This is a genomic window from Deltaproteobacteria bacterium, from assembly GCA_029860075.1.
GTDB lineage: Bacteria > Desulfobacterota > JADFVX01 > JADFVX01 > JADFVX01 > JAOUBX01.
Map to the genome: position 1 here is coordinate 1 of JAOUBX010000017.1, position 11,773 is coordinate 11,773.

The window sequence follows — 11,773 nt, forward strand, 5'->3', positions numbered from 1 at the left end:
ATGAAAAAAAAATGATTCAATAAATTACATGGAAAAACACAATTAAATCATTCCACATTCCACCCTATTTTCGTGAGACATGTTGCAATCAATGTTTTTTTATGCTATACAATTATAACAAACTTAAGATTGATAACAGGGAGCAAGCTAACTTGAGAAAATTTCACATTATTAATATTTCTATTCTTTATATCCTTATTTTATTATTATCCACTTCCTGTGGCAACGAAGGTGGAGGCGTAAACCAGACTCCAGAAACAATCGATATTGCCGGTGCAGTCCAAAAAGGGCCTTATGTCGTCGGTTCTTCAATATATATTAATGAACTTACCAATGATGGCCAATCTACAGGAAGTACTTTCCTGATACATACCCTCGACAATCTGGGTAATTTTAATTTCCAGAGTAAAAAAACGGGTCCTGTTCAAATTGAAGCAACAGGCCGTCATCTCAATGAACTGACAGGTAACCTTTCGGGAGGAACACTAACACTAAGAGCCATATATGAAGTTAGCCAAAACAACAAACAAAAAGCCTTTGTCAATATTATGACTCATTTGATAAGTGGAAGAGTATTATATCTCATGTCAAATGATGGATTAGAGGTGACAGAAGCCATCGGGACAGCAGAGTCAGAACTGCTTTCAGTATTAAATACACTTCTGCCATCAGCAGGCATTACCCGTTTTACTGACCTCAACATCCTGGAAAACGCTGACACAAATAGTGGAAATGCCTACCTGCTTGCCTTGTCTTCCATCGTTTATAAGGATGCGGCCAATCGTTTCTTATCAAATCGTGACTCATCAAATGGAAGCTCTCTCGATTCCGAACTTACATTTCTGCTTAATACATTTTCCAGCGATTTTTCCACCGATGGTACAATTGAGAACCAATCACTGATTGACGGTTTGCTCCTTGCCGAGGGACAGATTAACCCTGATGAGATCAGAGACAACCTGGAGCGGTGGTCCCTCAATGTCTCAGGCAGTATCATGGAGGTTCCCGATATGAACCTCTTCATCGATACCGACGATGATGGTACAGTGAACTGGCTTGATGATGACGACGATAATGATGGAACTTTGGATGAAAATGACAACACTCCTTATGGAGATTTTCCGAACACTGCTCCCATTGCCAATGCCGGCCCTGATCAGAATGTATCGTTAGGCACAGTAGTTACCCTGGATGGAAGCGGGAGCAATGATGACGATGGCAATAATCTAAGCTATCGCTGGGTAATCATTTCTTCACCGGAAGGAAGCACAGCCACACTGGATGATTCATCGCTATCAAACCCAATCTTTACAGCAGATATCACTGGTGATTATGTCATCGAACTGGATGTTTTTGATGGACAGGAATGGAGCACAAAAGATTCTGTCACCATAACTGCCAATTCCCTGGTAACCATATTGGCTAACCCTATCAGTTATACTTTTCAAAATAGGAGTACTGTGGCATTAACTGTATCTTATACCTATTTTACAATTTCCTTGATTAACGACAGTGGAGAACCAGTAAATAACACAGATATTATAATTGATTCAGCTCTGTCTCGGGACCAGCAAAATATCATTCAGCTATATGACAACAATACACCGGTCAACGCTCCATTACATGTGGCTACTGATGAGAGCGGAAACTACCATCTCCGTGTGGATTTCCTATATGGTGGAGGACTTAATTATTCGGGTGATATATCTATAACTTCAACCAATGCAGAAACAGCTTTAATCTCTTTTTCCGTTTCAGCAAATTTACATTAAGTAAATACAATTCTTTAGAATAGAAGGGCAGCAAAAGGCTGCCCTTTTTTATTTATATATAATATCACCAGCCTTAGTATTTTCACTGCATCAGGTTTACAATTAAATCCTTTTCTGTTAAGATAGCCCACTTTATTTTAGATTAATCGGAGGAAAAAAATGGCCAACGAGAGCTATATTCAAAACCTGATTGCCGGGAGAATCGGCGGCAATATGTTTGGTAAAGACACCAAGATTTACAAGTTTGAAAAAATAAAGAGAGCAAAGGCTGCGGCCAAAGAGGCCCATCCCGGTGTGGAACTCATTGATATGGGCGTCGGTGAGCCTGATGAAATGGCCTTTCCCGGTGTGGTAAAGATGCTTCAACTGGAAGCTGAAAAACCTGAAAACAGGGGCTATGCCGATAACGGTATTGATGAGCTTAAGAAAGCGGCCACCCTATATATGGATAAGGTCTTCGGCGTCAAGGGGCTCGATGCGAAAAGGGAAGTTGTCCACTCCATCGGATCAAAGCCTGCTCTTGCCATGATGGCTTCAGCCTTTATAAATCCCGGCGATGTTATGCTTATGACGGCACCGGGCTATCCTGTAACAGCCACTCATACATCCTGGTATGGCGGTGAAGTTCACAACCTTCCCTTGCTTGAAGAAAATGGTTTTCTCCCTGACCTCAAGGGAATTCCCGCAGATATTGCGAAAAAAGCAAAACTCCTTTACCTCAACTATCCCAACAATCCCACAGGGGCTCAGGCAACAAAGGAATTTTATGAAGAAGCCATTGCCTGGGCAAAGGAAAACAGTGTCGTCATTATCCAGGATGCCGCTTACGGGGCCCTTGTTTATGAAAAGAATGAGCCTCTTTCCATTCTCTCTATTGAGGGTGCAAAAGAGGTTGCCGTAGAGATTCACTCCTTCTCAAAGGCCTATAACATGACCGGCTGGAGACTCGCCTTTGTTTGCGGAAATCCCCTGGTCGTAAGCGCTTTTGCCAACGTGAAGGACAATTACGATTCGGGACAGTTTATCCCTATTCAGAAAGCCGGTATTTACTGCCTTGAACATCCGGAAATTACCGAGGCTATTGCGGCAAAGTATGAAAGAAGGCTCAAAATGCTTGTAGATGCCCTCAATTCCGTCGGCTTCAAGGCATCCATGCCGGGGGGAACCTTTTACCTTTACGTCAAGGCCCCTAAAGGTGTCAAAGGCGGTCCCCGCTTTGACTCAGGGGAAGATTTTTCACAATACCTTATCAAGGAAAAGCTTATTTCCACCGTTCCATGGGATGATGCAGGAAACTTTGTCCGCTTTGCTGCCTGTTTTATTGCAGAAGGCGCAGAAGAGGAAAAGCGGGTCATTGAGGAAATAAAGAAGAGACTTTCCGACGTAAATTTTGAGTTCTAGAGAGTGCCGGGGAATAAATATTATTCCCTTGCATATAAACAGGCAGCACGATAGAGTTAAAAGTTCTTTTACATAAAACTAACAAGCTGACAACCGGTAATTTATTATTTGCAGCATAAAGCGCTGTTTTTCAATGTGAAGAGTGATCATCTTTGGCAGTTGCCCTTATCTCTTTATTACTTTTTGTTGGTTAGAAAACTTTACTAAAAAACAGATAAGGAGGATAAATATGGCAATTTCAGAAGGAAGCAAGGTTTCCATAGAGTATACTCTCAAACTCGATGATGACAGCGTTGTTGATACCAATGTGGGGGGAGAACCTCTTGTTTATGTTCAGGGCAGCAATCATATTATTCCGGGACTTGAAAAGGAGCTTGAAGGTCTCAATGTCGGTGATGAAAAGAATGTAAAGGTATCACCGGAAGAGGGTTATGGTCCTCTTAACGACTCGGCTTTTGTTGAGGTCACCAAAGAGGAAATACCGGAAGAGGCAAGAGTTGAAGGCGCCCAGCTTCAGGCTGAAAATCCCCAGGGAGAGATGGTTTATCCCATTGTAAAAGAGCTTAAGGATGAAACGGTCATTCTTGACTTTAATCATCCGCTGGCAGGGAAGGAACTTAACTTCCACGTCAAGATTCTCCATATTGAAAGCCAGTCTTCCATTATCGTATAAGAGATATTTTTCCCATAGATATCCCAATTTATAATTGAGCCCGCCACTGTTGTTAACAGGGCGGGCTTTTTATTTCGCTCTATATCCTGTTGTTGCATAGAGATATATGTGGTAAAGTTCTTCGTTTATACTGCTTATCCAGGAGCCTGTTCTGCGGTTCAAAAAATAAGCTAAAACGCTAAAGGAGATTTTTTCTGTCATGTCAAAGAAAATCGTCGTCATCGGTGGCGGCATATCCGGCCTTTCTGCCTCATACAGCCTCATGAAGGCAGGCATGGATGTCACCTGTCTTGAAAAAAACACCCGTTGTGGCGGGGCCATAAAAACGGGGCAGGAGGAGGGATACCTCTTTGAATGCGGTCCCAATTCGACGATGAATTCCAACGACGAAATAGATTCTCTTTGCAGGGAGCTGGGCCTTGAGGAAGAGAGGGTATTCGGCAGTGAAATATCGAAAAAACGCTACGTCATGAAAGGAGGCAGGCTCATTCATCTCCCCATGGGGCTTGCCGACTTCCTGGGAACACCTCTCTGGAGTTTTGGCGGAAAAATGAGGCTTCTAAAAGAGCCTTTTGCAGGTAAAAGTATTGATGCCGAGGAGAGTGTGGCCTCTTTTGTGGCCAGGAGGATTGGAAAAGAGATGCTCGATTACGCTTTGGATCCTTTTGTTTCAGGTGTCTATGCCGGGGATCCGGGAAAGCTGGAACTAAGAAGCACCTTTCCCAAAATGAATGATCTTGAGTCGGAATATGGCAGCCTTATCCTTGGGGCGATCAAAAAGGGCCTTAAGGGTGGGAAAAAGAGCAGCCGCAGGAAAGGCATATTCTCATTCAAAAGCGGCATGTCGGCCCTTCCTGAGGCTATAGTGAAAGCCCTTGGCGAACGGTTTCAGGGAGGCGTCAGCGTGGAAGCCATTGAAAAAAAGGATGATTCCTACCTTGTAAAAACCGGCGAAGGCAAGCTTATCGAAGCGAATCAGGTGGTTCTCTCTTCACCGGCCTACGTCAATGCAGAAATTCTTTCAGCCCTTATTCCTGATGCAGCTCAGGAACTTGCCCAAATAGACTATGCGCCCATTGCCGTCGTCTATTTAGGTTTTGAAAGAGAAAAGATATCTCACCCGCTCGACGGTTTTGGTTGCCTCATCCCGAGCAAGGAGAACAAAAAGCTGCTGGGCTCTCTCTGGAGTTCCTCCCTTTTTCCCGGAAGGGCGCCGGAAGGTATGGCTTCACTTACCTGCTTTATGGGGGGAGCAAAAAACAGGTCTCTTCTGGACAAAAAGGATGATGAAATACGGGAAGATGTGCTTACCGATTTAAAACCCATGCTCCACATATCAGGCAATCCCTCTTTTTCAAAAATTATTAGGCATAAAAAAGCGATTCCCCAATACAACATTGGTCACGGAAAAAGGCTTGAGCGAATAGAAAATGCCCTCTGCGACTTTAAAGGTCTCCACCTGCTCGGAAATTACCTCAAAGGGGTTTCCGTAGCCGACTGCGTTATGAACGGGGTAAATCTCGCTAAAAAAATTACCCCGCAAGCCTGCCCGGCTTAGGGCTTTAAAAAATTGACATTATCTGAAATTCGCAGCAGGATTATTTCAAGACACAGCGCCTCTATCGACCAGTTGACCATAGAGACCGGCAGTATCAAAACCTTCTATCTCCATGCAGGGAAGGGCAAAGCGGTCATATTTCTTCATGGCGCAGGTGGAGGTGGGCTCGTCTGGCTTCCCCTTTTGGGGGCAATGGCAAAGGAATTCGAAGTTTTCATTCCCGACATGCCGGGCTACGGGGAGTCAGACAAACCGAAGGCGGCCTATGACAAAGTTTTCTTTTCCAGGTGGCTTCTCGATTTCGTTGACGCTGCAGGGATCGAATCGGCTTCTATTGCAGCAAACTCCATGGGAGGGGCCGTTGCAATGCAGTTCGCCCTGGACCACCCTAACAGGGTAGAAAAGCTTGTTCTTGCAGGAAGCTGCGGGTTCGGCCTGGAAGGTATGTCGAAAAAAGCTTTTTTCAGCATGATGTTGAGCAATATCTTCCCTTCGGCAAAGACGGTAAAAGGACTTCTTCATTACCTTATTTTCAATAAGAACCTTATGCCCGGCGTGGATCAGAGAGCTTACTTCCTTGAAGTGATAAGATCACCGGGAGGAAAGCGTGCCTTCAACATGGGAAAGGGAAAGGCGGCAGGACCTTTTTCCGACGAAAGCCTTAAAAAGATCAGACAACCGGCGCTCCTCATATGGGGAAGTCATGACAGAATTATCCCTCCGGGCAATGCAGAGAAAAAAGGACCTCTTTTGCCTGATTCAAGGCTCGAAACGATTGAAAGGACGGGGCACGTTCCCTTCATTGAAAAACCGGAAGAATTTTTAAAGCTGCTAATCCCTTTCCTTGGGAAAAGCGCTATCATTGATTCTCAAAATTAATTGACTATAATCCTTCCCTGTCTTATGATCGCCCAATGTTGGAAAGTAAAACAAAAAGATTTGAAACCTTACTCTTGCCAATAGCTGTATTTGCCGTCCTTTTTGCCTTAACACTGATCAAGCTCATCGATATGGACCTCTGGTTTCACATGAAATCGGGAGAGGTGATCCTGGATACAGGGCACTTCCTCTATGAGGATATTTTTACCTTTACCGCTCAGGGAAGACCCTGGCTCTACCATGAGTGGCTCTTCGGCATTATTGCTTTCAAGGTTTACTCACTCTTTGGACCAAGCGGTCTTGTACTGGGGAAATCGCTCCTCCTGACCCTTGCTTTCCTCTTCATTTATAAAGATTCAAGGCTTCGAGGGACAAATCCGTGGCTGGCCCTTCTCCTGCTTCTGCTTGCCGTCTTTGCTGCCAGGTTCAGGTTTACGGCAAGGCCCCAAATTTTCATGTTTCTCCTGACGCCCCTCTTTATTTACATTATCGATCTTTACTGTGTTAAGCAAAAAAACTATCTCTGGCTCCTTCCTCTTTTGGAACTCTTATGGGTCAATGTGCATGGAAGCTTCATTATCGGTCCCGCCATTATTGCCATTTACGCTCTTGACGTCATAATTTCAGGCAACAAAAACAAGGGAAAAGGGCTGGGCATTTTTTTTCTCTTAACTTCCGCTGTCTGTCTCATCAACCCCTACGGCTTCAAGCTTATTCTTTTCACCTTGGGCTTCGGCAAAGAATCGGTTCTTTCCTCCATCACAGAATGGCGCCCAACAAGAATTCATCACTTTTACAGCGCCTTCGGACTGCTCTTTACCTGCGGAATTCTTTCTTTCATTTTAAGAGGCCGAAATATAAGGGCGGCAGACATACTGCTCTTTCTCTTTTTCGCCTGTTTGTCTATAAAAGCGATCCGTTTTACAGCGCTTTTCTCCCTGGCAGTCACCCCCGTCATAGCCTCTAACCTGGAAAGTTTTTTTTCAAACACCCGCCGCATAAAAGAGCTAAAAATACCGGTCAAGGCAACACTCTTATTATTAGCACTTACCTTATTCATTTCTCTCGGTTATCGTGAAATATCCAGAGAAAGAATGTTTTCCTTCGGCATAGGCCGGGAAGCGGCTTACTCGGAAAAAGGAATGGAATTTTTAAGGAAGCACCCCATAGAAGGGAATATGTATAATACCTATCACCTGGGGGGATTCCTCATCTGGAGTCTTTACCCTGAAAAAAAAGTCTTCCTCGACGGAAGAGCGGAAATATATGACCACAAATTTGTCGAAGATTTTACAGCAAAGGCCTCTCCCCGCAAGTGGTTTGAAGCAGTCAGAAAGTATAATATAAATTATGCCGTCATCACTTATTCCGGTAAGGGTCTCGACATTATAGGAGAATGGATTAGCGAAAGCCCGGGCTGGATACTTGTCTATTGGGACCATGCCGTCAGGGTCTATGTAAAAAACAGCCCCCCAAACGGAGCGCTCATTGAACGTTTCGGTCACAGGGTTTCAATAAATCCCTGGACTATTGATAACAGTTTTATGATGGATGCCTTAAGTCGCGGCCAGGGAGAGCAGCTGATGAGAGAACTTAAAGGGGACCTGGAATCCAATGCAGGCAATGTAAAGGCCTCCCACTGGCTCGGTATGATCTATTATGAACTGGGTAAAAAGGATGAGGCCGTCATGGTGTGGGAAGCGACGGGGAAGCTTTCACCCAATGCTGATATATTCAGTAATATAGGCAATGTTTTTCTTGAAAAAAGAGACTATAATAAAGCAGCCCTTTATTATAAAAAGGCAGTAAATACAAAAAAAGACTACGCTATCGCTTATTACAACCTGGGCCTCTGTTTTGACGCTATGGGACAAAAAGAAGAAGCAAGGCAAAGTTACAGGACTTTTATCAAATATGCCGGTTCACAATACGATGATATCGTAAGAGACCTGAAAAAGAGATTAAAGTAAAACAATGGAAATGCTCAACATTAAGAACCTCAAAACCTGGTTTCCCGTAAAGTCCGGTTTTTTACGCAAAAAAGCCAGCTTCGTCAGGGCCGTCGACGGTGTGGACATTGCTATTAAAGAAGGTGAAACGCTGGGCCTTGTCGGTGAATCAGGCTGCGGCAAGTCGACGCTGGGAAAAAGCATCCTCCGCCTTGTTGAACCGACGGAAGGGAGTGTTATTTTCAAAGGAGAAGACATGCTTTCTCTTTCCGAAAAAGAACTTCGCCAAAAGAGAAAAGAGATGCAGATCATCTTTCAGGATCCCTTCTCATCGCTTAACCCAAGAATGAGAGTAAGGGAGATCATAGAGGAGCCCCTTAAAATTCATAACCTTGGAGGAGGAAAAAGAAAAGAGAGAATCGAGGAACTTCTCCATTCCGTCGGGCTCACCAAAGAGGTTCTCGGCCGTTTTCCCCATGAATTCAGCGGAGGTCAGCGTCAGCGTATCGGAATAGCCAGGGCGCTGGCCGTTGAACCCCGCTTTATCGTTGCCGACGAACCCATATCGGCGCTGGACGTATCAATTCAGGCCCAGATCATCAACCTGCTAAAAGACCTGCAGGAAGAGCTCAACCTTACCTATCTTTTCATCGCCCATGATCTGAGGGTTGTCGAATACATCAGCGACAGGGTGGCTGTCATGTATCTTGGTAAGATTGTTGAAACCAGTGACAGCGAGTCTCTCTACAAGGCTCCCCTTCACCCCTATACAAAAGCGCTTCTTTCCGCCGTTCCCGAGCCCGATCCGGGCAGATCAAAAAAAAGAACCCTTTTGAAGGGCGATATTCCAAGCCCCATCGCCCCCCCTGCAGGATGTTCATTTAATACGCGCTGCCCCATTGCCGAAGAGCGATGCCGCCGTGAAGAGCCGCAATTAAGGGAAATAGAGAGGGGTCACAAAACAGCCTGCCATCTGGTATAATTTTTTGTACCTGAATTAAGTTGATTATCAAAGGTTCTTTTTGTAGAATAACTTTATAAATAAAGCAATTTTGAGCACGCAAGGCTCATTTAATAATTTAATGGAGGAATCTCATGAGTAACGCCTGGGACGATATGAAAAGGGCTAAAGAAGACCAGTATTTTATGAAGAAGGACAAGGAACTTCTCGATAAGAAGCACCATGAAATTGAAATTGAAGAGTTTAAAAAACATTTCAAAAACCACTGTCCCAAATGTGGTGAAAAGCTGGTTGAAGTAGAGTTTCATGAAGTAAACATCGACAAATGCCCTTCATGCAAGGGAATATGGCTCGACGACGGTGAGCTGGATGCCCTTACCAGTTCAGAGAGTGCCAAAAGCTGGTTCGATAAGTTCTGGGGATCAAGGTAGAACTGTTTCTGCCTCAGTCCTCATTTTTATACCTTTAAGAAAACAAAAGACTCAAGCAATGAGTGAATTCATGCTTGAGTCTTTTTCTATGAAATCAAGAATAATCTTCTTAATTTCCCCAATATCGTCAATAACCTGGATAAGCTTGTAATCATCCTCCCTGATGAGGCCTGATTCAATCATTTCTTCTCTTATCCACTTTAAAAGGCCTTCCCAGTATTCCCTGCCTGCAAGAATGATAGGAAAGGGTTTGATCTTCATTGTCTGGATGAGCGTCAAGGCCTCAAAACACTCATCCATGGTACCGAAGCCACCGGGAAAAATAACGAAGGCCTGGGCATATTTAACAAGCATCACCTTCCGGATGAAGAAGTACTTCATGGTAATAATGTCGGTCGTATATTTATTCGGTCTTTGTTCGAAGGGAAGTTCTATATTGATTCCGATAGATTGTCCGCCCTTTCCGTAGGCCCCCCGGTTGGCTGCTTCCATGATTCCCGGCCCGCCTCCTGTAATGACGGCAATATCATTCTCCGCCATAAGCGCGCCTAGTTCCTGCGCCCTTTCGTAGTATGGCTCCCCCTCTTTTGCACGTGACGATCCAAAAATGGAAATGGCCGGCCCTATTTCGGCAAGTTTTTCAAATCCCTCCACAAATTCAGAAATGATCTTGAATATTCGCCACGTATCTCCCACCTTGAATTCATCGATGAGAAACTGGGCTTCTCTAAGCTCCCTGTCGGTAAGATCGATCTTGCGCCTGTGATTATTATTCATGGTAAGACCTTTCCATTATATGTATTTAGTATCCATCCAGAAACTGTAATAAATTAAACTTTGTTTTCAATTCGGAAAGGAGGGATTTTTTGCAAGGTCAAGGAAATTGAGGGTTTCGCCGAGTTGTACTACTGTACATCGCACAAGCAAAACCGAAGATTGACGCAGAGATTGCAAAAAAGCACCCTTGACCGATGAAAACTATTTATACTTTCATTATTATTCAGTGATGTTCCGTTAGAAATTTGCATCAACTGTTTTTGCTTAGAATAACGAAGAAGAATTGTCATTTCGACTCGGAGATCTCTGAAAGGCACGAGGAGAGATCTTAAGGCCTTTTCCTTTCACCCCGGGGGCACTTGTCACTTTGTTCAGGCGTACTCGAAATGACAGGTCAGTGCAATTTCCTAAGTGGACATTGCTGATTATTATTGAACTTTGATTATACATCGTTAAGGGATATTTTAAAAGTTTATGTTATTATTATGATAATTCCGGTATAAAGGTACACTCAATGATGGCAATGGGAACTTCTAACAAATCAGACAATAATAAGGGCAGGGTCTGGCTCTCCAAAGCGGATGAGGGCTTTGAGACTCCGGTAAAAAAACTTCTTCAAAGCTCTCATCTTGAAAGCGCTCTTAAAAAACAGAAGAAAATCCTCATCAAGCCAAACCTGGTCAATACATCAAAACCACCCGTTACAACTCCCGTTCAACTCGTTGGAGCCATCGTCGATTGCCTAAGGTCTCTTGCTCCTCATGCGGAAATTCTCGTCGGTGATGGTACGGGATCGCTCGACTACGATACGGACCATGTTTTTAAAGAACTCGGTTATAGGGGCATGGCCATAGAAAAGGATGTGAGACTCGTTGACCTCAACCTCGAACCTGCCGTAAGGCTTGAAAAAAGGGAACTGAAAAGATGGCCTCAAATGCATATCCCGCAGATCGTCATGGAGAGCTATCTCATCTCCGTACCCGTCCTTAAGGCCCATACTCTGGCCGGAGTGACGCTTACCATGAAGAATATGGTCGGCATCTGTCCCCCGTCGCACTATTGTCAGGGAGGACACTGGAAAAAATCATCTTTTCATCACGGGATAGACGAAGCCCTTGCCGACCTCAACCGCTACAGGCATGCCGATTTCAGTATCATCGACGCTACCATAGGCATGAGCGAATCTCACCTTTGGGGCCATACCTGTGATCCGCCGCCGGGCCTGCTCATCGCCGGTTATGATCCCCTGGCCGTCGATGCCTTCGGCTGTAAAACCCTTAATATTGACTGGAGACATGTAGGGCATATTGCAATGGTGAATGGGGAACTGGGTATTGCTGAACCCTTGCAGGTTTTGGAAGTATAACCTATA

General features: G+C 44.4%; 10 protein-coding genes. 9 read left to right on the top strand and 1 reads right to left on the bottom strand.

Annotated elements, in window-relative coordinates; genetic code table 11:
* The first annotated feature begins 152 nt into the window (after nucleotides 1-152).
* From OEV42_07030 to OEV42_07065, 8 genes are all read left to right on the top strand, one after another.
* A complete protein-coding gene (locus tag OEV42_07030; GenBank protein ID MDH3974015.1) occupies nucleotides 153-1,772 on the top strand; it encodes a PKD domain-containing protein in 1,620 nt (539 codons plus the stop codon).
* A 159-nt stretch (nucleotides 1,773-1,931) separates the two neighbouring features.
* Nucleotides 1,932-3,173 carry an LL-diaminopimelate aminotransferase gene (locus OEV42_07035; protein ID MDH3974016.1) on the top strand — a complete coding sequence of 414 codons (1,242 nt, stop codon included), beginning with the start codon at nucleotides 1,932-1,934 and terminating at the stop codon, nucleotides 3,171-3,173.
* 229 nt (nucleotides 3,174-3,402) lie between these two features.
* On the top strand, nucleotides 3,403-3,846 hold the full coding sequence (locus OEV42_07040; GenBank protein MDH3974017.1) for a peptidylprolyl isomerase: 444 nt from the start codon (nucleotides 3,403-3,405) through the stop codon (nucleotides 3,844-3,846).
* Nucleotides 3,847-4,033: 187 nt separating this feature from the next.
* The gene (gene hemG, locus OEV42_07045) at nucleotides 4,034-5,404 is read left to right on the top strand and encodes a protoporphyrinogen oxidase (protein MDH3974018.1); all 1,371 of its coding nucleotides are present in this window, start codon (nucleotides 4,034-4,036) and stop codon (nucleotides 5,402-5,404) included.
* A gap of 12 nt (nucleotides 5,405-5,416) precedes the next feature.
* Entirely contained in the window at nucleotides 5,417-6,283 is an 867-nt protein-coding gene (locus OEV42_07050; GenBank protein ID MDH3974019.1) for an alpha/beta fold hydrolase, read from the top strand.
* A gap of 74 nt (nucleotides 6,284-6,357) precedes the next feature.
* Nucleotides 6,358-8,253: a tetratricopeptide repeat protein gene (locus tag OEV42_07055; GenBank protein MDH3974020.1), complete on the top strand. Its 1,896-nt coding sequence runs from the start codon at nucleotides 6,358-6,360 to the stop codon at nucleotides 8,251-8,253.
* A gap of 4 nt (nucleotides 8,254-8,257) precedes the next feature.
* A complete protein-coding gene (locus tag OEV42_07060; protein ID MDH3974021.1) occupies nucleotides 8,258-9,214 on the top strand; it encodes a dipeptide ABC transporter ATP-binding protein in 957 nt (318 codons plus the stop codon).
* Nucleotides 9,215-9,327: 113 nt separating this feature from the next.
* Nucleotides 9,328-9,624, top strand: a complete 297-nt coding sequence (locus tag OEV42_07065) for a zf-TFIIB domain-containing protein (GenBank protein ID MDH3974022.1) — start codon at nucleotides 9,328-9,330, stop codon at nucleotides 9,622-9,624.
* Nucleotides 9,625-9,675: 51 nt separating this feature from the next.
* Here OEV42_07065 and OEV42_07070 read toward each other — a convergent pair whose 3' ends face one another.
* Nucleotides 9,676-10,401, bottom strand: coding sequence for a TIGR00730 family Rossman fold protein (locus tag OEV42_07070; protein ID MDH3974023.1), 726 nt, complete (start codon nucleotides 10,399-10,401; stop codon nucleotides 9,676-9,678).
* A gap of 514 nt (nucleotides 10,402-10,915) precedes the next feature.
* Here OEV42_07070 and OEV42_07075 point away from each other — a divergent pair.
* Entirely contained in the window at nucleotides 10,916-11,767 is an 852-nt protein-coding gene (locus tag OEV42_07075; GenBank protein MDH3974024.1) for a DUF362 domain-containing protein, read from the top strand.
* Nucleotides 11,768-11,773 lie beyond the last annotated feature (6 nt).